This window comes from Actinoplanes sp. NPDC024001, assembly GCF_040638955.1.
In the GTDB taxonomy this organism is placed as follows: domain Bacteria; phylum Actinomycetota; class Actinomycetes; order Mycobacteriales; family Micromonosporaceae; genus Actinoplanes.
Genome location: NZ_JBEZZB010000085.1, coordinates 21783 through 43145, shown reverse-complemented (window position 1 = coordinate 43145; position 21363 = coordinate 21783). Strand labels below are relative to the sequence as shown.

Annotated in this window: 23 protein-coding genes and 1 pseudogene; 15 read left to right on the top strand and 9 right to left on the bottom strand. The window is 72.4% G+C overall.

Annotation, left to right across the window (positions count from 1 at the left end):
• Positions 1 to 119 precede the first annotated feature (119 nt).
• On the top strand, positions 120 to 686 hold the full coding sequence (locus AB0F81_RS29420) for a hypothetical protein (protein ID WP_360202412.1): 567 nt from the start codon (positions 120 to 122) through the stop codon (positions 684 to 686).
• 18 nt (positions 687 to 704) lie between these two features.
• Here AB0F81_RS29420 and AB0F81_RS29415 read toward each other — a convergent pair whose 3' ends face one another.
• Together AB0F81_RS29415 and AB0F81_RS29410 are read right to left on the bottom strand one after the other, a co-directional pair.
• The gene (locus AB0F81_RS29415; protein ID WP_360202410.1) at positions 705 to 1631 is read right to left on the bottom strand and encodes a hypothetical protein; all 927 of its coding nucleotides are present in this window, start codon (positions 1629 to 1631) and stop codon (positions 705 to 707) included.
• A gap of 44 nt (positions 1632 to 1675) precedes the next feature.
• A complete protein-coding gene (locus AB0F81_RS29410; protein WP_360202408.1) occupies positions 1676 to 2044 on the bottom strand; it encodes a GNAT family N-acetyltransferase in 369 nt (122 codons plus the stop codon).
• A 70-nt stretch (positions 2045 to 2114) separates the two neighbouring features.
• Here AB0F81_RS29410 and AB0F81_RS29405 point away from each other — a divergent pair, with 70 nt between their 5' ends.
• Entirely contained in the window at positions 2115 to 2765 is a 651-nt protein-coding gene (locus tag AB0F81_RS29405) for a LysE family translocator (protein ID WP_360202407.1), read from the top strand.
• Positions 2762 to 3157: a hypothetical protein gene (locus AB0F81_RS29400; RefSeq protein WP_360202405.1), complete on the top strand. Its 396-nt coding sequence runs from the start codon at positions 2762 to 2764 to the stop codon at positions 3155 to 3157. Before AB0F81_RS29405 ends, AB0F81_RS29400 begins: the two co-directional genes overlap by 4 nt.
• On the opposite strand, the gene AB0F81_RS29395 is transcribed toward AB0F81_RS29400, so the two are convergent.
• Positions 3143 to 3511, bottom strand: a complete 369-nt coding sequence (locus AB0F81_RS29395) for a hypothetical protein (protein ID WP_360202403.1) — start codon at positions 3509 to 3511, stop codon at positions 3143 to 3145. The genes AB0F81_RS29400 and AB0F81_RS29395 overlap by 15 nt on opposite strands.
• A gap of 383 nt (positions 3512 to 3894) precedes the next feature.
• Between AB0F81_RS29395 and AB0F81_RS29390 the strand changes: the two genes are divergently transcribed.
• The 7 genes and pseudogenes from AB0F81_RS29390 to AB0F81_RS29360 all read left to right on the top strand — a co-directional run bounded on the left by AB0F81_RS29390 (position 3895) and on the right by AB0F81_RS29360 (position 10413).
• Positions 3895 to 5013 (top strand): ABC transporter substrate-binding protein, encoded by a 1119-nt coding sequence (locus AB0F81_RS29390; protein WP_360202401.1) that lies wholly within the window; start codon positions 3895 to 3897, stop codon positions 5011 to 5013.
• Complete coding sequence (locus AB0F81_RS29385; protein ID WP_360202399.1) at positions 5006 to 5899, top strand: ABC transporter permease; 894 nt, start codon at positions 5006 to 5008, stop codon at positions 5897 to 5899. Before AB0F81_RS29390 ends, AB0F81_RS29385 begins: the two co-directional genes overlap by 8 nt.
• Positions 5887 to 6681, top strand: a complete 795-nt coding sequence (locus AB0F81_RS29380; protein ID WP_360202397.1) for an ABC transporter permease subunit — start codon at positions 5887 to 5889, stop codon at positions 6679 to 6681. Before AB0F81_RS29385 ends, AB0F81_RS29380 begins: the two co-directional genes overlap by 13 nt.
• Positions 6678 to 7693, top strand: a pseudogene (locus AB0F81_RS29375) (ABC transporter ATP-binding protein). The gene AB0F81_RS29380 and the pseudogene AB0F81_RS29375 overlap by 4 nt, the downstream one beginning before the upstream one ends.
• Before the next feature lie 128 nt (positions 7694 to 7821).
• On the top strand, positions 7822 to 9264 hold the full coding sequence (locus AB0F81_RS29370) for a cellulase family glycosylhydrolase (RefSeq protein WP_360202395.1): 1443 nt from the start codon (positions 7822 to 7824) through the stop codon (positions 9262 to 9264).
• Between the two features lie 161 nt (positions 9265 to 9425).
• A complete protein-coding gene (locus AB0F81_RS29365) occupies positions 9426 to 9791 on the top strand; it encodes a metalloregulator ArsR/SmtB family transcription factor (RefSeq protein ID WP_360202393.1) in 366 nt (121 codons plus the stop codon).
• The gene (locus AB0F81_RS29360; RefSeq protein WP_360202391.1) at positions 9784 to 10413 is read left to right on the top strand and encodes an SRPBCC family protein; all 630 of its coding nucleotides are present in this window, start codon (positions 9784 to 9786) and stop codon (positions 10411 to 10413) included. The genes AB0F81_RS29365 and AB0F81_RS29360 overlap by 8 nt, the downstream gene beginning before the upstream one ends.
• A 425-nt stretch (positions 10414 to 10838) precedes the next feature.
• Here the strand turns inward: AB0F81_RS29360 and AB0F81_RS29355 are convergent, their stop codons facing one another.
• Positions 10839 to 11834 (bottom strand): sulfotransferase, encoded by a 996-nt coding sequence (locus AB0F81_RS29355; protein WP_360202389.1) that lies wholly within the window; start codon positions 11832 to 11834, stop codon positions 10839 to 10841.
• A 55-nt stretch (positions 11835 to 11889) separates the two neighbouring features.
• Between AB0F81_RS29355 and AB0F81_RS29350 the strand changes: the two genes are divergently transcribed.
• From AB0F81_RS29350 to AB0F81_RS29330, 5 genes are all read left to right on the top strand, one after another.
• A complete protein-coding gene (locus tag AB0F81_RS29350; protein WP_360202387.1) occupies positions 11890 to 12228 on the top strand; it encodes an MmcQ/YjbR family DNA-binding protein in 339 nt (112 codons plus the stop codon).
• Positions 12229 to 12315: 87 nt separating this feature from the next.
• Positions 12316 to 12741, top strand: coding sequence for an Hsp20/alpha crystallin family protein (locus AB0F81_RS29345; protein ID WP_360202385.1), 426 nt, complete (start codon positions 12316 to 12318; stop codon positions 12739 to 12741).
• A 138-nt stretch (positions 12742 to 12879) separates the two neighbouring features.
• A complete protein-coding gene (locus tag AB0F81_RS29340) occupies positions 12880 to 13566 on the top strand; it encodes a hypothetical protein (protein ID WP_360202383.1) in 687 nt (228 codons plus the stop codon).
• Positions 13567 to 13615: 49 nt separating this feature from the next.
• Entirely contained in the window at positions 13616 to 15592 is a 1977-nt protein-coding gene (locus tag AB0F81_RS29335) for a histidine kinase (RefSeq protein WP_360202381.1), read from the top strand.
• Complete coding sequence (locus AB0F81_RS29330) at positions 15589 to 16233, top strand: response regulator transcription factor (protein ID WP_360202379.1); 645 nt, start codon at positions 15589 to 15591, stop codon at positions 16231 to 16233. Before AB0F81_RS29335 ends, AB0F81_RS29330 begins: the two co-directional genes overlap by 4 nt.
• Position 16234: 1 nt before the next feature.
• On the opposite strand, the gene AB0F81_RS29325 is transcribed toward AB0F81_RS29330, so the two are convergent.
• The 5 genes from AB0F81_RS29325 to AB0F81_RS29305 form a co-directional block, all read right to left on the bottom strand.
• Positions 16235 to 17353 (bottom strand): lipase family protein, encoded by a 1119-nt coding sequence (locus tag AB0F81_RS29325; RefSeq protein WP_360202377.1) that lies wholly within the window; start codon positions 17351 to 17353, stop codon positions 16235 to 16237.
• Between the two features lie 17 nt (positions 17354 to 17370).
• Positions 17371 to 18147 (bottom strand): ABC transporter ATP-binding protein, encoded by a 777-nt coding sequence (locus AB0F81_RS29320; protein ID WP_360202375.1) that lies wholly within the window; start codon positions 18145 to 18147, stop codon positions 17371 to 17373.
• Positions 18144 to 19187 carry an iron ABC transporter permease gene (locus AB0F81_RS29315; RefSeq protein ID WP_360202373.1) on the bottom strand — a complete coding sequence of 348 codons (1044 nt, stop codon included), beginning with the start codon at positions 19185 to 19187 and terminating at the stop codon, positions 18144 to 18146. The genes AB0F81_RS29320 and AB0F81_RS29315 overlap by 4 nt, the downstream gene beginning before the upstream one ends.
• Positions 19184 to 20146 carry an iron ABC transporter permease gene (locus AB0F81_RS29310; protein WP_360202414.1) on the bottom strand — a complete coding sequence of 321 codons (963 nt, stop codon included), beginning with the start codon at positions 20144 to 20146 and terminating at the stop codon, positions 19184 to 19186. The genes AB0F81_RS29315 and AB0F81_RS29310 overlap by 4 nt, the downstream gene beginning before the upstream one ends.
• A gap of 62 nt (positions 20147 to 20208) precedes the next feature.
• Entirely contained in the window at positions 20209 to 21072 is an 864-nt protein-coding gene (locus AB0F81_RS29305; protein WP_360202371.1) for an ABC transporter substrate-binding protein, read from the bottom strand.
• Positions 21073 to 21363 lie beyond the last annotated feature (291 nt).

The window sequence follows — 21363 nt, the reverse complement described above, 5'->3', positions numbered from 1 at the left end:
GGCCCCCCGCCGGGCGCCCCCCCCCCCGGCGGCCGGCCGCCGACGGCCGGCAGGGTCACGGCGGAGTCGATCATTGCTGGTCGATGACTTGTAGCGGTCAGTGATGGCAGTATTACCGGATGCAAATCTTGTTCGCTCACAGCACCGTCGGGTCGCACGTGGCCACTGTGCACCGAGACGACGGCGTGGTGCTCCAGCTGCCCGGCAACGACCGCAGCCACCGCGTTCCGCACGAGCTCGCCTGCTTCGCCACCGAGCGCTGCCTGCGGATGCCCGACGGGGTTTTCGGATCCATCGCGGCCGGTGGGGTCTTCCCACAGATGCGCCTGCTCAGCGGCAAACCGCGCTATGACGCCGCGGCCCGCAGCAAGCGGCTCCTGGAGGCCAACAAGCGCGCCCTCGGCCTGGCCGAGCTGATCGCCGGTGTGGTGCACCGCGCGGTCGAGGAGGGCGACACCGGCAAGGTCCCGGCCCTGGCCCGCGAGGCCTGGGCGCTGCTCGACTCCGGCGCGTTCCCGTGGAGCGACGAGCAGGTCAACGAGGCGGTGCGGGACCTGCTGGAGCTGGCCGAGGAGTGGGACGAGCAGGGCACGGTCCGGGTCACCTGGCCGGAGCAGCTGGTCGCCGCGGTGCCCGCGCCGCGGGAGGCCAAGAAGGGCCGGCGCCGGGCCGAGCGGCGGCACTGACGCCCGGCCCCGCACCGGTCACCTGAAGTAAGAGACGGTGACGTTCGGATCGGCCGCGTCGCCGGTGCGGTAGACGTACCGTTTGGCCGCGATGTCCCCGGTCTGCGCCAGCAGCCACCGGGCCGACCAGCGGGCGATCGTCTCGACGCCGACGGCCTGGCACAGGGTCTGCGCCGAGGCGTCCGGCAGGGCGCCCGCCGGGTTCTGCCCGTTGGTGATGCCGTAATGGTTGGCGCCCGCGACCTCGATGAACGCCTTCGGCGTGCCCGCGGTGAGCTGATAGGTGGCCCGCCCCTCAGCCGGGGTGGCGACACCGTCCGCGCTGCCCTGCACATACCCGGCCGGCACCGCGTTGGCCACCGGCAGGACGACGTCCGTGCCGAACTGCACGTTGTTGCCGCCGTAGGTGACGACCGCCTCCAGTTCGCCCGGGGCCGTGGTGGCGACAGGGCAGAACGGGATCCCGCAGAGTCCGGTGCTGAGGCTGAGCGCGGCCGCTGCGCCGAACGAGTGCCCCGCCACGACCAGGGTGTTCTCGTCGATGCGCCGGTAGAGCGGCGAGGACCGGTCGTCGTCCTCGGCCTCGGCCCAGTCGACGGTCCAGCCGGCCTGCGCGCCCTCGGGATAGAGGCCGCTCACGCCGAACAGGGCACGGGTGTGGTTGGGGACGGCGACCACGAAGCCGTACGAGGCGAGCTTCGCCGCGAACGCCGAGTAGTGCGCCTTGTCGACGTTCGCGCCCTGCAGCAGGAGCGCCACCGGCAGCCGGGTTCCGGAGGCCGGGTAGTACACGTCGGCGCTGTCGCCGTTGATCGTCGTCGGGTAACTCGCGACCGCCGGGGTGGCGGCACGGGCGGGAGCCGGCGCGGCAACCGTCACGGCGAGGACGGCGGCCGAGATCACCGCGACCCGCCGTTTCCAAGAACGGAACGATGTCACATTCATGGATACGGACTATGGTCATCGATGGATGCGCCGTCAAGTGCCGGTCAGCGCAGGCGCCGCGCCAGGACCTGCCCGGGCCACGGGTCGGCCGGCTGCGCCATGGTGAACCGCTGCGTCGCCGTGAAGCCCTGGCTCTCGCGGAGCAGTTCGGCGCCGGCGTCGACGGCGACCGCGCGGGCATGGTCGAGCAGGCGCGCCCCGATGCCCTCGCCGTTGTGATCCCGATCGGTCACGAGCAGCACGATGTACCGCTCCGGCCCCGGGTCGCTCGCCACGTACGCCGGCGGGTTGCCGAAGCTGAGCGCGCCCACCACGCGCCCGCCGCGCACCGCTAGGTCACGCCGCCATTCGGCCCGTTCGGCCGCCTGCGGCCACCGGCGGGCTGATCCACGGTGGGCCGAACGGCGGAGCACCGGATCACCGCGGGCCACCGGTCCCGGATTGGTCGTCGCGCCGGCGACGGCGGCCGGTCAGGGTGGGGACGTGGTCACCGTGTCATCGATCCTCGCCGTCTCCGCCGTCGCCCTGGGCATGGTCCTCACCCCCGGGCCGAACATGATGTACCTGGTGTCGCGCAGCATCACGCAGGGCCCGCGCGCCGGCATCGTCTCGCTCGCCGGGGTGGCGCTCGGCTTCCTGGTCTACCTCACCGCGACCAACCTCGGGCTCTCCGTCGTGTTCGTCGCGGTGCCCGAGCTGTACACGGCGATCAAGCTGGCCGGGGCCGGCTACCTGGCGTGGCTGGCGTTCAAGACGCTGCGGCCCGGCGGCGCCTCGGTCTTCGAGCCGCAGCCGCTGGAGGCCGACTCGGCCGGGCGGCTGTTCACCATGGGCCTGGTCACCAACCTGCTGAACCCGAAGGCGGCGGTCATGTACCTGTCGCTGATCCCGCAGTTCGTCGAGCCGGCCGCCGGTCACGTGATGGCGCAGGGTTTCCTGCTCGGCGGGGTGCAGCTGCTGGTCAGCATGACGGTGAACCTGACGATCGTGCTCGCGGCCGGCACCATCGCGGTGTTCCTGGCCCGGCGGCCCGGCTGGTTGCGGGTGCAGCGCTACCTGATGGGCACGATGCTCGGTGTCATCGCGGTCAAGCTCGCCACCGACCGGACCCGTCCGGCATTATCTCCGTCATGATCAACAGCGTGGTGCGCCGGGACCTGACCGGCACGGTCGCGGTTGCCGGCCTCTCGGTCGCCGCGTACGCCGTGTGGCTCGGCGGCGCGCTCCCCGGCAGCCCCGCGGCGGGATCCTCCGAGCCGTATCCGGCCTGGCAGGTCGCCGGCGCCGCGGTGACCCTGATCGCGGTGCTGGTGGCCGCGATCCGGCTCGGGGTCCGGCCGATCCCGGCCGCCGCCGCCCTGACCGTCGCGTTCACCGCGGCCTGGACCGTGCCGGCCGCGGCCTCCGACGACACCGGCCTCTACGCGATCGGCGCGATCCTGCTCCTCGTCGGCCTGACCGCGGCCACCGCGGTGGTCGCCACCGTCGCGGCCGCGTGGAACAGCCGCCGCTCAGCGGCGCGCTGACGCCACCCAGCCGAGCAACGCCTGCGCCACCGGGACCGCCAGCACCGCGGCCAGCATCGCGCCCTGCGGGCGCAGGCCCAGGTGGAGCAGCATCATCAGGCCGCTGAGCGCCAGCAGGCTCAGCCACGCGCCCCGGTCGTCCGGCCGGCGCCACAGTTTCGCGCCGCACGGCACGCAGACCAGGGCGAGCGCCGCGAGCCCGCCGAGCACGGCCGGCGCGTGCCCGGTGTGACTGCCGGCGAGCGCCAGGTGCAGCACGATGCCACCGGCGCCCAGCGCCGCCGCGATCCGGCCCGGCGCCACCCGGCCGGCGGTCCGGTCACGGGCTGCCGGACCGGGCTCCACGGATGTCACCGGCGGCCCTCCCGTCGAATGTGGTCGGTCGGTGAGTCTGCCAGTGATCACTGATATCAGTCATCACTGAGATCTGGATCACAATCGGCAACCTATCCGGCCCCAGCAGACACTCTTAGAGAGGAACACGGACGCGCCGGCGGTCTTGTCCCCAGCAAACCGTCCGGCGCCGAAGGGCCCCACCCGCATTCCCCTCCGCCAAGGGGACGCGGGCGGGGCCCTTCTCACTGGCAGCGATTACCGTCGATGACCTGCGACAACGCGCGATGCGGCGGGGTCAAGATGTCGTCGGCCGGTTCCCTGGCGTACGCCTCTCCTCCATCAAGCACTTTCATGATCCACCAGCGCGCACCGGTTGCAGTGCCGCTTAAGGAGGAACGAAAGTGCGCACCCTGTCTCGCTCGGCCGCCATCACCCTGGCGGCCGCGACGATGGTCTCCCTCACCGCCTGCTCCCCGCCGGAGACGGAGCCGGCGTCCGCCTCGGGCAGCGCGGCCACCGCCACCAGCGCCGCCGACCTGGGTGGCATGGACGCCCTGATCGCCGAGGCGAAGAAGGAGGGCCGGCTCAACGTGATCGCCCTGCCACCGAACTGGGCGAACTACGGCGAGATCATCAAGACCTTCGGCGACAAGTACGGCATCAAGGTCACCTCGGCGCAGCCGGACGGCTCCAGCCAGGACGAGATCAACGCGGCCAACCAGCTCAAGGGCCAGGACACCGCGCCCGACGTGTTCGACCTGGGCGGTGCGGTGGCCGCCGCCAACGTGGCGATGTTCGCGCCGTACAAGACCGCGACGTTCGACCAGATCCCGGCCGACCTCAAGGACGCGAACGGCGCCTGGGTGAACGACTACGGCGGCTACATGTCGATCGGCTACGACAGCGCCAAGGTGCCCGCCCCCACCAGTGTGGACGACCTGCTGAAGCCGGAGTTCAAGGGCAAGGTGGCGCTCAACGGAGACCCGACCCAGGCCGGCGCGGCCTTCGGCGGCGTGCAGATGGTGGCCGTGGCCAAGGGCGGCTCGCCGGAGAACGTGCAGCCCGGCGTGGACTTCTTCGGCCAACTGAAGAAGGCCGGCAACTTCCTGCCGGTGGACCCGACCCCGGCCACCATCGCGTCCGGCCAGACCCCGGTCGTCCTCGACTGGGACTACCTGAACACCGCCGAGGCGACCAAGGTCAGCACCTGGAAGACGTTCGTCCCGTCGAACGCGGTGCTCGGCTCGTACTACGTGCAGGCGATCAACAAGGATGCCCCGCACCCGGCCGCCGCGCGGCTCTGGCAGGAGTTCCTCTACTCCGACGAGGGCCAGAACCTGTGGCTCAAGGGCGGGGCCCGCCCGGTGCGCGCGGACGCCATGCAGAAGGCCGGCACCATCGACACGACCGCGTTCGCGGCCCTGCCGAAGGCGGACGGCACGCCGGTCATCCCCGCCGAGGCGCAGAACGCCAAGGCCAAGGAGTACCTCGCCGCGAACTGGGCGAAGGCCATTGGCTGAGGTCGCCGCGGCGGCTCCGCAGCGCGTGGCCCGGCGGCCACGCCTGCGGGGCGCCGCGCTTCTCGGCACCGTCCCGTTCCTCGCCTACGTGACGATCTTCCTGATCATCCCGACGCTGGTCGTGGTGATCGGGGCGTTCGCCGCCGACGCCGGCGGATTCACCCTGGCCAACGTGCGCTCGCTGGGCGACGAGCACATCGTCGCGGCCTTCGGCCGCTCCCTCACCCTCTCCGCGGCCAGCGCGCTGATCGGCGCGGTCTTCGGAGCACTGCTGGCGTACGCGCTGGTCACGGCGAAGACCGGCGGCCTGCTGCGGCGTGTGGTCACCGCGGCGTGCGGGGTGCTCGCCCAGTTCGGCGGGGTGACGCTCGCCTTCGCCTTCCTGGCGACGATCGGCCTCTCCGGCTTCCTGACGCGGTGGCTCACCGAGCACGGCTTCGATCCGTACGCGAACGGCGTCTGGCTCTTCGAACTGCCGGGGCTGACGCTGGTCTACACGTACTTCCAGATCCCGCTCATGGTGATCGTGTTCCTGCCGGCGCTGGACGGGATCCGCCCGCAGTGGCGGGAGGCGACCGAGAGCCTGGGCGGCACCACCGGGCAGTACTGGACCCGGGTGGCCGGGCCGCTGCTGGCGCCGGCATTCCTCGGGGCCACGCTGCTGCTGTTCGCGAACGCCTTCTCGGCGTACGCCACCGCTGCCGCCCTGGTCAGCCAGGGCAGCCCGATCGTGCCGCTGCAGATCCGCGGCGCCCTGACCAGCGAGGTCGTGCTCGGCCAGGCGAATCTCGGCAAGGCCATGGCGCTCGGCATGGTCGTGGTGGTCGCGGTCGTGATGACCCTCTACTCCCTGCTGCAGCGAAGGACCGCCCGATGGCTGGGGTAGCCGTACGCCGAGCCCGCCGGCAGCGGGCCCTGCGCTGGAGCGTGCTGCTCCTGCTCGGCGCCTTCTTCCTGTTCCCGCTGATCGCGATGGTCGAGTTCAGCACCCGGGACGCGGCGACCTGGCCGCTGCTGGTGAACTGGCCGCGGCTGAGCGAGACCTATCCGGACCTGGCGGCCGGGATCGTCGCCTCGCTCGGGCAGGCCGCCCTGACCTCGCTGCTCATGCTGGTGCTGCTGGTGCCGACCGCGATCTGGGTCCGGTTGCGGCTGCCCCGGCTGCGGCGCGTCGTCGAGTTCCTGTGCCTGCTGCCGCTCACCATCCCGGCGATCGTGCTGGTGGTCGGGCTGGCCCCGGTCTACGCCTGGGTCAACTATCTCCTCGGCGGGTCGTCGCTGACGCTGGTCTTCGCCTACACCGTGCTGGTCCTGCCGTACGCCTACCGGGCGATCGACGCCGGGCTCTCGGCGATCGACGTGCGGACCCTGGCCGAGGCGGCGCGCAGCCTCGGGGCCGGCTGGACCACGGTGATCTGGCGGGTGGTCCTGCCGAACATCCGCTCGGCGGTGCTCTCCGCCGCGTTCCTCACCGTGGCACTCGTGCTCGGCGAGTTCACCATCGCCTCCCTGCTGCACCGCACCAACCTGCAGGTCGCCATCGACTACCTGGGCAGGAGCAGCGCCACCATGTCGGTGGCCGTCTCGCTCGCCGCCCTGCTGCTGGCCTTCGCTCTGCTTCTGCTGCTTTCCCTGTTCGGCAACCGCTCTTCGAGGGAGTCCCGATGACTGGCGTAGGTGTTCACCTCGACGGGCTGCGCCGCACGTTCGGCCAGACGCACGCCCTCGACGACCTGGACCTGTCCATCCGGCCCGGTGAGCTGATCGCGCGCTGCTCGGGCCGTCGGGCTGCGGCAAGACCACCGCGCTGCGGATCCTGGCCGGGCTCGACGACGCCGGGCGGGTCCTGGTCGACGGCCGGGACGTCACGGGACTGCCGGCGAACCGGCGGAACATGGGGATGGTCTTCCAGGCGTACAGTCTCTTCCCGCACCTGGACGCCCAGCGCAACGTCGAGTTCGGCCTGCGCCTGCGTGGCCGCCGGCAGGCGGCGAGCCGGGCGGCGGAGATGCTCGAGCTGGTCGGCCTGTCCGGCTTCGCCGGGCGCTTCCCGCACCAGCTCTCCGGCGGGCAGCAGCAGCGGGTCGCGCTGGCCCGGGCGCTCGCCATCGAGCCGCAGGTGTTGCTGCTCGATGAGCCGCTGTCCGCGCTCGACGCCAAGGTGCGGGTGCAGCTGCGCGACGAGATCCGCCGGATCCAGACCGAGGTCGGCACCACGACGCTGCTCGTGACGCACGACCAGGAGGAGGCGCTGGCCGTGGCGGACCGGGTCGGCGTGATGCGCGCCGGCCGGCTGGAGCAGCTGGCCGCCCCGGCCGAGGTCTACCTGCGGCCGGCGACCGCGTTCGTGGCCGATTTCGTCGGGCTCAGCAACCGCCTGCCCGGCACCGTCGAGGGCGACTCGGTGGAGGTGCTCGGCACCCGGTTGCCGCTGGTCACCGCGCACACCGGTGGGACGGTGACCGCGCTGGTGCGGCCCGAGTCGGTGGACGTCACGCCCGACGCGGACGGCACGGCGCGGGTGCTGGCCAGCAGCTTCCTCGGCCCGACCAGCCGGGTCACGGTGACCGTCGGCGAGCACCTCGTCATCGCCCAGGTGCCGAGCGGCCGGCTGCCCGATCTGGCGCCCGGGACACCGGTGCGCGTCACGCTGCAACCGGTGGCGGTGGCCCTGGGGTAGGCCCCAGCGTTTTACACACCTCTATCGGCGGGTTAGAGTCGGAACTCCCTACTGGGAGCGCTCCCAGCGCGGACTCCCCCAGCGCCGTCGGACCACGGCGCTCCGCGTCCATCCCCCCGAGGTGAGTTGTGAAACGCAGAGCGAAGACCATCCTAGCCGCGGCGCTGGCGGTGGCCGCCACGTCGGCCGCCGCCTTCATCGCGCTGCCGGCCAGCGCGGAGACGGCGACGGTGACCGTGGCCAACTCGTGGAACACCGGTTACCAGGCCGAGGTGACGGTCAGCAACGACTCGTCGACGGCTCTGAGCACCTGGAAGGTGGAGCTGGTCATGCCGGCCGGCACCACCGTCGGCCAGGCGTGGAACAGCACGATGAGCGTGTCCGGGAGCACCTACACGTTCACGCCGGCCGGCTGGAACGCCACGATCCCGGCCAACGCGGCGACCAGCTTCGGCTTCATCGCCAACGGCACCGGGCGGCCGACCAGCTGCCTGGTCAACGGCAAGGCCTGCACCGGCACGGTGACGCCGACCAGCTCGCCGACCCGGTCGCCGCACGTCCCGCCGTCGCCGTCGGTGTCCCCGTCGGTCTCGCCGTCCGCGTCGGTCCCGCCGTCGTCGCCGCCCGCCGGAAGCACCCCGGTGGCGATCAACGGGCAGCTCAAGGTGTGCGGCAACTTCCTGTGCAACCAGTTCGGCAAGCCGATCCAGCTGCGCGGCATGAGCACCCACGGCCTGCAGTGGTTCGCCGACTGCTACAACGGCACGTCGCTCGACGCGCTCGCCAAGGACTGGAACGCCGACCTGTTCCGGATCTCGATGTACGTCCAGGAGGGCGGCTACGAGACCAACCCGGCCGGCTTCACCTCGCAGGTGAACAACCTGGTCGACCTGGCCGAGGCGCGGGGCATGTACGCGCTGATCGACTTCCACATCCTGAACCCGGGCGACCCGGCGTACAACCTGGAGCGGGCCAAGACCTTCTTCGCCCAGGTGTCGGCGCGCAACGCGGCCAAGAAGAACGTGATCTACGAGATCGCCAACGAGCCGAACGGCGTGAGCTGGGCGCAGATCAAGAACTACGCCGAGCAGGTCATCCCGGTGATCCGGGCGAACGACCCGGACGCGGTCGTGATCGTCGGCTCCCGCGGCTGGTCGTCGCTGGGCGTCTCCGAGGGCTCGAACTCGTCGGAGATGATCAGCAACCCGGTGAACGCCTCCAACATCATGTACGCGTTCCACTTCTACGCGGCGTCCCACAAGGACAACTACCGCGCCGAGGTGGAACGGGCCGCGGCCTCGCTGCCGCTGTTCGTCACCGAGTTCGGCACGGTCACCTACACCGGTGACGGCGCGGTCGACGCGGCCAGCACCAACACCTGGCTCGACCTGCTCGACCGGTTGAAGATCAGCTACGCGAACTGGACGTTCTCCGACGCGAGCGAGGGCAGCGGGGCGCTCAAGCCGGGCACCTGCGGCGGCAGCACCTACGCGGGCACCGGTGTGCTGACCGAGTCCGGGACGCTGATGCGGTCGCGGATCCGGACCCCGGACAACTTCCCCACCGCCTGATCCTTCGCGGTCGTCCGGCGCCGTTCCCCCCAGAGCGGTGCCGGTCGGCGGCCCGTACCCACGATCCGGGTCGTCAAGGCGCCGGGCCCGCCCTCGGGTGGGTCCGGCGTTCTTTTTGAAAAGCCTCCACTTATATAAGCCGTTCCTGATAGGGTGAGCCCGTGCATGCGTTCGACGTCCTCGGCGATCCGGTCCGGCGCCGGATTCTCGAGCTGCTCGCCGACGGCGAGCAGACCTCCGGCGCCGTGACCGCCACCATCCGGGCCGAGTTCGGGATCACCCAGCCGGCCGTGTCCCAGCACCTGCGGGTGCTGCGCGACAACGGCTTCGCCACGGTGCGGCCGGACGGCGCCCGCCGGCTCTACGCGGTCGACGACACCGCGCTGCGCGAGGTCGACGAGTGGCTGGCGCCGTTCCGGCGGTTCTGGACGCCGCACCTGGCCGCGATGGCCACCGAGGTGGCCCGCGGCAAGCGCCTGCGGCGCCTCGCCGCACCCTCCCAGCATTCAGGAGCAAGCGATGATTGACGCGAAAGAGCAGATCAGTGACGTACGGCGCCGGCTCGGCACCCGGGTTCTGGAAGCCGGTGAGGCACGCGTCCTGACGATCAGCCAGGCGTATGACACCGACCTCGAGGACCTGTGGGACGTGGTCACCTCACCGGAGCGCATCGAGCGCTGGTTCCTGCCGGTCTCCGGCGAGCTGCGCGAGGGCGGGAAATACCAGCTGGAGGGCAACGCCGGCGGCACGATCACCAGCTGCGAGCGCCCTCGGGCCTATGCGGCGACCTGGGAGTTCGGCGGCCAGGTCAGCTGGATCGAGGTGAGGCTGGTTGAGGAGGGGCCGCACCGCACCCGGTTCGAGCTGACCCACATCGCGCACGTCGACGACCACTGGAACCAGTTCGGGCCGGGCGCCGCCGGCGTCGGCTGGGACTCGGGGCTGCTCGGCCTGGCCATGCACCTGAGCGCGCCGGACGCGCCGCGCGACAACGACGCCATCATGGCCTGGATGGGCTCCGAGGACGGCAAGCTGTTCATGCGGCTGAGCAGCGACGCCTGGGGCGAGGCGGACATCGCCGCGGGCGAGGACCCGGAGACGGCCCGTGCCCGCGCCGCCGCGACCTACTCCGCCTACACCGGCGGCTGACCCTCACCGCCGCCCGCGTCCCGCAGCGGCACTGAGCGCCAGCCGAGCCACCCGGCTGGGGCTCAGTGCTGCCTCCCCCGCCCGAACACAACCCTGACCGCCAGCCGCGTCCGCCGGCTGGCGCTCAGCGCCGCCTCGCGCACCCCGACACCACACTCACCGCCAGCCAGATCACACGGCCGGCGCTCAGCGCCGCCTCCCGCGCCCCAACACCACACTCACCGCCAGCCAGATCACACGGCCGGCGCTCAGCGCCGCCTCCCGCACCCCAACACCACACTCACCGCCAGCCAGATCACACGGCTGACGCTCAGCGCCGCCTCCCGCACCCCGACACGACACTCACGGTCAGCCGGATCACACGGCTGGCGGTCGGGGTGGCGTCGCGCGTCTGGGCGCGGCACTCGGCGGCGGGGCGGGGCGGGTCAGTGGTCGGTGGGGGTGAGGCGGGCGGGCAGGGCCGGGCCGCGCTGGTGGTGGCGCAGGCGGCCGCGCAGGTCCTCGGCGGGCAGGCGGACCGGGCTGAGCACGTCGCGCAGGGCCAGCCAGGTGCGGGTGGCCCGGATCCGCGGACCGCGGTGCGGGGTGGTCGACAGTGGATAGCCGAACCGGGCGAGCCGATCACCGAAGACCGCCTCGCAGCGGCTGATCTCCTCCTCGGTGAGGCGCCGTTTCCAGCTCGCCACCCGCTGGGTGGTGACCTCGGAGCGGGTCAGCGCGTGCCAGGTCTTGTACTTCGGGACGGCCACCCGGGCCACCTGCGACGGCCGGGCCATCGCGGGTTCGTAGGACTCCCCGAGGAAGGCGCAGATGTCCCGCAGACGGGTGGCCGGGTCGGCCACCAGATCCTCGTAGCGGACCTGGTGGTAGACGTCGGCCGGGTATTCGCGGGCGGCCCGCAGCGAGGCGTCGGCGGAACGCGCCCAGTAGTCGATCATCTCGTCGAGGTCGGCCGGCGCCCAGGGCGTCTCGCGCAGCGACGCCACGCAGTCCCGGCCGTCCCGCAGGATGTTGATGATCTGCGCGTCCGGGAACAGCCGCCGGATCACCGGCAGGTTGCGCAGGTAGGCCGGGCGTTTGTCACCCCAGCGGGGCTTGCCGAAGCGGGCGGCGTAGAGCTTGAAGACCGTGCCGAGGGCCGAGCCGAGCGTCGGCGGCGCCGCGACGATCGCCTCGACCGTGGCGTCCGGGTCGAGGCCGAGGTCGCCGAACTGCGCGGTGCCGACGAGCCACCGGCCGAGGGCGCGCCGCCGCCGGGCGTCGGCCAGGTCACCGAACTCGTGCCGGCGGAAGTAGGCGGGCAGCAGGAACCGGTTCTCCGGGGGCAGCGCGATGCGCGGGTGAGCGTGCAGCATCAACTGGAGCATCGTGGTGCCGGAGCGCGGGCAGCCGACGACGAAGATCGGGCGGTCCTTGTGCATGGTTCAGCACCGTAGAGTACCGTTTGTCCGTTTTGCAAAGAAGAGGACGTGTCACATGACCGGAGCAGAGCTGTTGACCCACTGTCTCGCGAAGCCCGGCGCCTGGCAAGACGAGCCCTGGGAGGGCGACGTCGTGGTCAAGGTGGGCAGCAAGATCTTCGCCTTCCTGGGCAACGGGGAGCGGGTCGGCGTCAAGTGCGGCAAGGGCCGCGACGCCGCCGACGAGTGGCTGACCCGCTACCCGGACGACGCCACGGCGAGCGCCTACATCGGCCGCCACGGCTGGAACTCGCTGCGTCTGGGCGGCGCCATCCCGGACGACGAGATCATCGAGGCGGTCGATGCCTCGTACGACGCGGTGGTGGCCTCGCTACCCAAGCGGGACCGCCCCTGAGCTGGTATTTCTGGTTCATGTCTTGCACTCTCCCACCGAGAGTGCTAAGTCAGGAAGTGAGGCAAATCAGCCAGGGAGGAGATGGCCATGCTCATGCGTACCGACCCGTTCCGCGACATCGACCGTCTCGCCGAGACCTTCTTCGGCACCGCCGGCCGGCCGGCGGTCATGCACGTCGACGCGGAGCGCGACGGCGACTGGTTCAACGTCTACTTCGACCTGCCCGGCGTCGACCCCGACACGATCGACCTGACCGTGGAGCGCAACGTGCTCTCGGTGCGGGCCGAGCGGCGGCGCGCCCCGCGCGAGGGCGTCGAGCAGGTGATCTCCGAGCGGCCGATGGGCACGTTCACCCGGCAGCTGCTCCTCGGCGACACGCTGGACACCGAGAAGCTGGAGGCGTCCTACGACAACGGGGTGCTGACGCTGCGCATCCCGGTCTCCGACCGGGCCAAGCCCCGGCGGATCAGCATCGCCGCCGGTGGCAGCGAGCCCCGGCAGATCGCCGGCTGACCGCCGGCCCCGAGCACGGCACCGGCCCCGGGATCTCCTGGAAACCCAGGACCGGTGTCCGTGGAAACCGGGACACCGGGCGGGAGACCTTCGTCGACGGCGGGCGCGCGGCCCGCGTACGTCTGCGAAGGAGATCTCATGACCAACCACCCGGACCTCGCCACCGCACCGGCGCCCGTGCCGGCCGCCGCGCCGGGACGCGGCTGGGCCGTCGCCGGCATCCTGGCCGGCGCCGCCGGCTTCGGCGCCCTGGTGCTCGAGTCCGGCCTCGCGATGTTCAGCGAGGAGAAGGTGTACGCCGACGCGGCCCTGATGTACGCCGAGTCCTACGACCGCAGCCTGACCGTCGCGATCTTCCTGCCGCTGATGGTCCTCGCCGGGCTGGCCGCCGCGGTCTTCGGCGCCGGGCTGCGCCGCTGGCTGGCCGCCCAGTCGCCGGCCGGAAGCCTGCTGCCGGACCTGGCCGGCTGGGGCGCCCTGCTCGTCACCGCGCTCACCCTGGTCGGCTCAGGCCCGGTAACCGAGGTGTACTTCCAGGTGCTGCACACCTACAACCCGGCCGACCCGGACATCGCGATGAGCCTGCAGCGGCTGATGGACACCCTGCCCTGGGTGTGGACCGGGCTGCTGCTGACCACCGGCGCGGTGACCTGGGCGGCTCTGCGGCACGGCGCGGCGCCGCGCTGGCTGGGCTGGGTCAGCGCGGTGTTCACGCTGCTGATGGTCGCGGTCAACGTCTTCCCCCAGCAGTACCTGACCGGATACCTCGGCGGGATCTGGCTGGTCATCGCCGGAACGGCCTTCGCGGTGCGCCGCCCGGCCTAGTGTCGATCAGACGACTGGTGATCGCGGCCTGAACTGCCATCATGGCCGCGTGCCAGGGACCAGCAACACACGTGCGGCGGCGACCACGGTCGCCGCCGCGGCCTTGCTCACCGCGGTGGTCGCGGTGGGCATGCTGCCTTTCTCGCGTACGGACGAGGCCTGGACCGAGTGGTTCTACCTCAACGACGTGCTGGTCGCCGTGGTCTACGGGCTGCTCGCCGGCCTGCTGCTGAGCCGCGGCGCCCGGGTGGTCGGCGCGCTGGCCGGGCTGGCCGCGATCGGGTGCGGGCTGGCCGCGATCGGTCAGCGCTACCCGCTGCTGGAGGTTCCCGGCGGGCCGCCCTTCGCCGAGCAGCTGATCGACGTGGTCGGCACCGCCTGGGTGCCCGGCACGCTGGCACTGATCACCGTGGTCCCGTGGCTGGTCCGCGACGACCCGCTGCCCCGCCACGCGCGGGTCGCGGTGGCCGCCGGCGCCACGGTCAGCGCGGCGATCACCCTGGCCCGGGTGATCCGGCCGGTCAACGGGGTGATCCGGGTCGGCAGCCGGGAGTGGGACGCGTTCGTCGAGAACACCCTGCCGATCCAGATGGGTGTGGTGGTGCTGCTCGGCCTCGCCGCGACCGCCGACGCCTTCCTGCGCTGGCGGCGGCTGCCGGCCGACCGGCGGCGCGGGCTGGGCTGGCTGACGCTCGGCTCGGCGCTGATGGCGCTGTCGTTCATCCCGCTCGCGCTGCCGCTGGAGGTGTCGCGGCCGATCGCGTACGCGTCGGTGACGCCGGTGCTGCAGATGGCGGCGCAGGCGTTCTTCCCGGCCGCCACCCTGGCCGTGGTGCTGCGGCAGCGGCTGTGGGGCGTCGACGTCGCGGTCAGCCGCACCCTGCTCTGGTCGCTGCTGACCGCCGGCGCGGTGGCCGCCTACGTCCTGCTGAGCCAGGGTGTGATCGCCCTGGTGCCGCTGCCGGACGGCACGGCCGGCGCGGTCGCGGCCGGGGTTCTGGCGATGGCGGTGTTCCCGGCCCGCGGCTGGCTGCAGAATCGGGTGGACCACCTGGTGCGCGGGCCGTCGGCGCGACCCGGCACGGCCGCCGAGCGGCTGGCGCAGCGGATCGGCACGGACGCCGCCGGGCCGGTGGAGGGCGCGCTCGAGGCGATCCGCGAGTCGCTGCGGCTGCACTCGGTACGCCTGGAACTCGACGACCGTGTGCTGGCCGAGGTGGGCGCCACGGGCGGTCCGCCGCTCACCGTCGCGCTGAGCTACGGCGGCACCCCGGTCGGCCGGCTCACCGTCACCGGCGCTCCCGGGGAACGGCTCGACGCGCGCACCGAGAAGGATCTCGCCGTGCTCGCCGGGCCGGTCGCCGCCGTCGCGCAGCTCGCCGTGCGCACCGAGGAGCTGGACGCGGCCCGGGCCCGCACCACCGCGGTGCGCGTCGAGGAACGCCGCCTGCTGCGCCGCGAACTGCACGACCGGCTCGGCCCCACCCTGGTCGGGGTCGGGCTCACCGTCCGCGGCGCCCGCAACCTGCTCGACGCCGGGCGCACCGCCGAGGCCGGCGAACTGCTCGAACAGCTCCGCGGCGAGCTGGACCGCAGCGCCGAGGACGTGCGCACCCTGGCCCGCGCGCTGCTGCCGCCGTCGCTGGAACGGCACGGCCTGGGCGTCGCCGTCACCGAACTGGCCGGCCGGCTCGGCAGCGCCGACCTCACGGTGACCGCCGAGGTCAGCGGGGACACCGCGGGCCTGCCACCGGACCTGGCCGCCGGCCTCTACGGCATCGCAGCCGAGGCGCTGGTGAACGCGCGCCGCCACGCTCGAGCGGCGAGCGCCGCGGTCCGCCTCGCGGTGGACGGCACGAGCGTGCGGCTGGAGGTCGCCGACGACGGCCGCGGCCTGGACGGCACCGCCGAGCCGGGGATCGGCCTGCGCTCGATGCGGGAGCGGGCCGAGGAGCTGGGCGGCACGCTGGCCCTCGGCTCGGCGGTTCCGCACGGCACGCTCGTGCAGGTGGTGGTGCCACGGTGACGCTGCGCGTGGTGATCGTCGACGACCACCCGATGTTCCGGATGGGCGTACGCTCGCTGTTGCTCTCCCTGGACGGCATCGAGCCGGCTGGTGAGGCCGCCGACCTGCCGGCCGCGCTCGACGTGGTGGCCGCCGTGCGGCCCGACGTCGTCCTGATGGATCTCCACCTGGAGGCCGGTGGCTCCGGGGTGGACGCCACCGCCGAGCTGGTCCGCCATGACCCGCAGGTCCGGGTCCTGGTGGTGACCATGCTCGACGACGACGACTCGATCTTCGCGGCGATGCGTGCCGGCGCCCGCGGCTACCTGCTCAAGAACGCCTCGCCGGAGGAGCTGGAACGCGCCGTGCGGGCGGTCGCCAACGGCGACGTGCTCTTCTCCGGCCCGGTCGCCCAGCGGGCGCTGGGCTTCCTGACCGGGGCGCGCACCGCGGGCTCACCGTTCCCCGAGCTGACCCAGCGGGAACTGGACGTGCTCGACCTGGTGGCCCGCGGTCTGGACAACCTGGCGGTGGCGCGGCGGCTGTCGCTCAGCGACAAGACGGTCCGCAACTACCTGTCGGCGATCCTGGCGAAACTGCGGGTGGCGGACCGGGCGCAGGCCATCGTGCGGGCACGCGAGGCCGGGCTCGGCGGCGCCTGACCTAGCCGGCGAGATGCTTGCGGGCGAAGGCGATGTTGTTCGGCAGCGCCTGCGCCCACACGTTGTGCCCGGTGGCGTAGTGCCGGTAGGTGACGTCCGCACCGTGCGCCCGCATCTGCGTGACCTGGAGGTCGGTCAGGAACGGGAAGGCGGTCAGGTCGAACCGGCCCTGGTTGACCAGCACCGGAGCGTCGAAACCGGACACCGGCAGGCTGGTGACGTCGCGCAGCACCGCCGGGAACTGCCCGGTGTTGAGCGGCTTCGCCAGCATCTGACCGATCGAGGTGCCCTGCGACCGGGTGTTCATGTCGAAGTAGCAGAGCCGGTGCGCGTCGTCGACGAGCGCGCGGCCGACCGGGGTCAGGTGGGCGTCGAGGTCGAAGTCCGGCCGGGCCGTCTCGAGCCCGGCGAGGATGTAGGAGACGTAGGTCGTGTAGTCCGGCGCGGGCAGCGGCGGGATGTACGGCCCGGCGAGCGGGATGTAGCCCTCGACCTTGGTGGCCGGCGCGTCGGCCATGGCGGCGGCGAGCCGCAGTTCCGGCGCCCGCTCCTTCGCCTTGGCCGCGGTGGCGATGGTGGCGTGGCCGCCCTGGGAGATGCCGTTCACCACATAGCTGCTGGACAGGGCCGGCACCACCGACCGCGCGGCGCGCACGGAGTCGATCACCGCGTTGGCCTCCGCGTCGGCGTCCAGATAGGCGTGTGAGCCCTCGGTGCCGATCCCGATGTACTCGGTGGCGACGAAGGCGAACCCGGCGTTGATCCACGGGGTCACCACGTTGACGTCAGCGGCGGCCGTCCCGTAGTCGTCGGTGTAGGCGCAGGCGTCGGCGAGCCCGGCGGTGACGTGGGCGTTGGCCAGGATCGGCCAGCCGCCGGCCGGCGGCGTGCCGGTCGGCACGTAGACGGTGGCGAGCGCCTGGCGCGGCTGGTCGAGCGAGTCGTCGGTCCAATAGGTGATCGACAGCGCGGTGCTCCCGGGCGCTTCCTTGCCCGGCAGCGGCGTCGAGGTGATCACCGCACCGTCCGGCTGGGCCGCCCAGGCCGGAACCGGCAACCCGAGAGCCAGCAGCGAGCCGATCGCCAGGGGCACGACGCGGCGGATGGAGGGCATCGACATCACTCTTCCTCATGTTCCTAACACGGGACCACCAGCGGCGTGCCGGTGGCCGGATCGGGGATCACCATGGCGCGCAACCCGAAGACCTTGTCCAGCAGCTCCGGGGTGAGCACCTCCTCGGGCGTGCCGGTGGCGACGACGCGGCCGTCCTTCATGGCGATCAGCACGTCGCTGTAACGGGCCGCGAGCGAGAGGTCGTGCAGGACCATCACGACCGTGCGCCCCCGCTCCCGGTGCAGGCGGCGGACCAGGTCCAGCACGTCGATCTGGTGGGCCAGGTCGAGGAACGTGGTGGGCTCGTCCAGCAGCAGCAGGTCGGTGCCCTGGGCGAGGGCCATGCTGATCCAGGCGCGCTGCCGCTGGCCGCCGGAGAGGGCGTCGACCGGGCGGGCCGCGAACTCCAGCATGCCGGTCCAGCGCAGCGCGTCGGCGACCAGCGCCTCGTCGTCGCCGGACCACTGGCGGAACCAGCTCTGGTGCGGGTGCCGGCCACGCATCACCAGGTCGGCCACGGTGAGGCCGTCCGGCGCGACCGGCGACTGCGGGAGCACGCCGAGGATCCGGGCGACCTCGCGGGTGGGCATCCGGTCGATGCGGTTGCCGTCGAGCAGCACCTCTCCCCCGGCCGGGCGCAGCAGCCGGCCGAGGGCGCGCAGCACCGTGGACTTGCCGCAGCCGTTCGGGCCGATGATCGTGGTGATCCGGCCGTCGTGCACCGCGATGTCGAGATTGCGGGTGACCTCCACGTCGCCGTAGGCCAGGTGCAGGTCCTTGCCGCGCAGGCGGTCGTTCACGCGCTGGTCCTCCGGGATCGTCGCAGCAGCAGCCAGAGCAGGTAGGGCGTGCCGACCATGGCGGTGAGCAGGCCGACCGGCAGCTCGGCCGGGGCCACCACGATCCGGGCCAGCAGGTCGCAGCCGACCACGAGCAGCGCGCCGAGCACCGCCGAGGCGAGGACCGGGGGCCGGCTGCCGCCGCACAGCCGCAGCGCGATCTGCGGGACCACGAACGCGACGAACTCGATCGGCCCCGCCGCGGCGACCGCGGCCGCGGCCAGGGCGGCGGCGAGCACCACGACGGCGAGCTGGGCGCGCTGCAGGCGCAGGCCCAGACCGCGGGCGGTGTCCTCGCCGAACTGCAGGACGCGCAGCGCGACCGTGGCGGCGAGGGTGAACGGCAGCAGGACGAGCAGGGCCACCGCGAGCGGGCGGACGTGGCTCCAGTCCCGCCCGGCGAGGGAGCCGGTGAGCCAGATGCTGGCTCGGGTCAGGTCGGCCTGGTCGGCGCGGAGCAGCAGCCAGGAGGTGAACGCGGCGAGCAGCTGGCCGGCGCCGAGCCCGATCAGCACGAGCCGGTAACCGTCGATGCCGCGCTGCCAGGCGAGCAGATAGATGGCGGCGGCGGCGAGCAGTGCCCCGGCCAGGGCAGCGACCGGGATGACCGCCACACCGAGGACGATGGCGGCGACCGCGCCGGCCGACGCGCCGTAGGTTATGCCGAGGACGTCCGGGCTCGCCAGGGGGTTGCGGGCGAAGGTCTGGGTGAGCGCGCCGGCGACCGCCAGGGCGGCGCCGGCGAGCAGCCCGCAGAGCACCCTTGGCAGCCGCAGGTTGAGAAGCACGTGCCGCTCGATCCGGGTGCCGCCGCCGGTGACGACCTGCCAGACGGTCTCCGGGCTCATCGGGAAGTCACCGCGCCCGACCGCCAGGACGGCGACCGCGACGGTGGCGGCGAGCGCGGCCAGGGTGACCGCCACGGTGCGCAGCGGCACGGCGGCCGAGACCGGTCCGGCGCGGACGACGCGCCGGCCGGGAAGCTGGAGCAGGTCGGTCACAGCCGCACCATCCGGATCCGGCGGACCAGCCAGATGAAGAACGGCGCCCCGAGGAACGCCACGACGATGCCGGTCTGCAGCTCGGCGGGCCGGGCGATCAGCCGGCCGGCCACGTCGGCGACCAGCAGCAGGGAGACGCCGAGCAGCGCGGAGAACGGGATCAGCCAGCGGTGGTCCGGCCCGGTGAGCACCCGGGCCAGGTGCGGCACGATCAGACCGGCGAAGACCATCGGGCCGACCGCGGCGGTGGCGGCGCCGGCGAGCAGCACCACGGCGCCGACCCCGACCGTACGCGCCAGCGTCACGTTCTGCCCGATCGCGCGGGCCACGTCCTCGCCGAGTCCGAGAGCGTTCAGTGCGGGGGCGTTGACGGCGGCGAGCACCAGGCCGGCGAGGATGAACGGGGCGACCGCCCCGGCGGTGTCGATGTCGCGGCCGGCGAGCGAGCCGACCACCCAGAACCGGAACACCGACAGCGTCTCCGGGTCGCTGATCAGGATGGCCGAGGTGAAGGACGCGAGCAGGGCGCTGAGCGCCATCCCGGCCAATGCCAGCGTGACCGGGGTCGGACCGTGGCTGCCGGCCGAGCCGAGCGCGAAGACCAGCACACTGGCCAGCAGCGCACCGGCGAAGGCGAACCAGATGTAGCCGTGGAACGATCCGGCGCCGAGGAACGCGATCGCGACGACCACGCCCAGCGATGCTCCGGCGGAGACCCCGAGCAGGCCGGGATCGGCGATCGGGTTGCGCGTGTGTCCCTGCATCAGGGCGCCGGCGGCGCCCAGGGCGAGACCACAGAGAACCCCGAGCACGGTACGCGGCCAGCGCAGCTCCCGAACCACAGCGGTCGCATCGGATCCGTCCGGAGCGACGAGGGCCTGCCACACGTCCGCCGGGTGGACGGTCTGCGCGCCGAGGCCGAGGCTGAGGATCACCGCGACCACGGCGAGCAGCAGCAGACCGGCCAGACCGGCGAGCCGGGACCCTCGCCCGGTGCGGGTGAGTGTCCCGGCGCCCGGCATCAGGCGCCCGCGGCCTTCGCGACCGCCGGCATGGTGGTGTCGATGAAGTACGGGATGGACAGCGGGCTCGGGTTGCGCAGCGCCATGAAGGTGCCGACGTCGAACGCGAGGTAGCCGCCGCGCTTGACCGCGGGCATGTTCTGGAACAGCGTGTTCGCCTCGAGCGCTGCCTTCAACTGTGGCTCGGTGCAATAGACCATCACCGCGTCGGCGTCGATCGTGGCGATCTTCTCCATGCTCAGGGTGACCGCGAACTCGTCACCCGGCAGGGCGGCAACACCGGGCGCCAGCTTCATCCCGAAGTCGTTGAAGGCCTTGACCGTCACGTCCTGATCCGAGCGCAGCACACCGATGGTGCCCGCCTCGAACGCCTGCGAGATGGAGAAGGTCTTGCCGGCGATCGCCGGGTATTGGGTCTTCACCCCGTCGACCTTGGCCTGCACGTCCTTGATGATCTGCTCACCCTGCTCGGACTTGCCGAGCAGCTTGGCGACCTGGCGCAGGGTGGTCTGCCACGGGTCCTCGAACGGCCCGGTCTCGTAGGCGGTGGTCGGCACCAGTTCCCCGATGCCCTTGTAGAGCGTGTCGACGTAGTAGTCGCCGCCGGCCAGCACCAGGTCCGGGTTGAGCGCGGCGACCTCCTCCGGGTCGACGCCGTTCTCGCCCACGGCGAGCTGTTTCGGGTTGCTCGTGAGCTTCGGCTTCGCCCACGGGTTGACCCCGCCCTCCTGCAACGACTGGTAGATGCCGACCGGCTGGACGCCGAGCAGCAGCAGCGCGTCGAGGTCGGCGTCGGAGAGCGCGACGATGCGCTCCGGCGCCTTCTCCAGCGTGGTGGTGCCAAGCTTGTGCGTGACACTCACCGGATAGGCCGCGGCCCCACCCGACGAACCTTCCGACGGCGCAGCAGCGCCGTCATCCGACGAGCCGCAACCGGCAAGAGCGAGCCCGAGAACCAGGGCAAGCGTCAGGACCTTGCGTGACATAAATGGATTCCCCTTTGTGCGATGCGCAACCAGAAGCGCATCGCGCCCGTCGGTGCCGAGGGTGCCGAAATCGGCTAGGCGAAGCCGTGGTCGTGTTCGGTGCCCTCGGCCCCCACGGGAAGGGGCGCGATGCCGCCGAGCCGGAGGCGCGGCCAGCTAGCTCAGCTT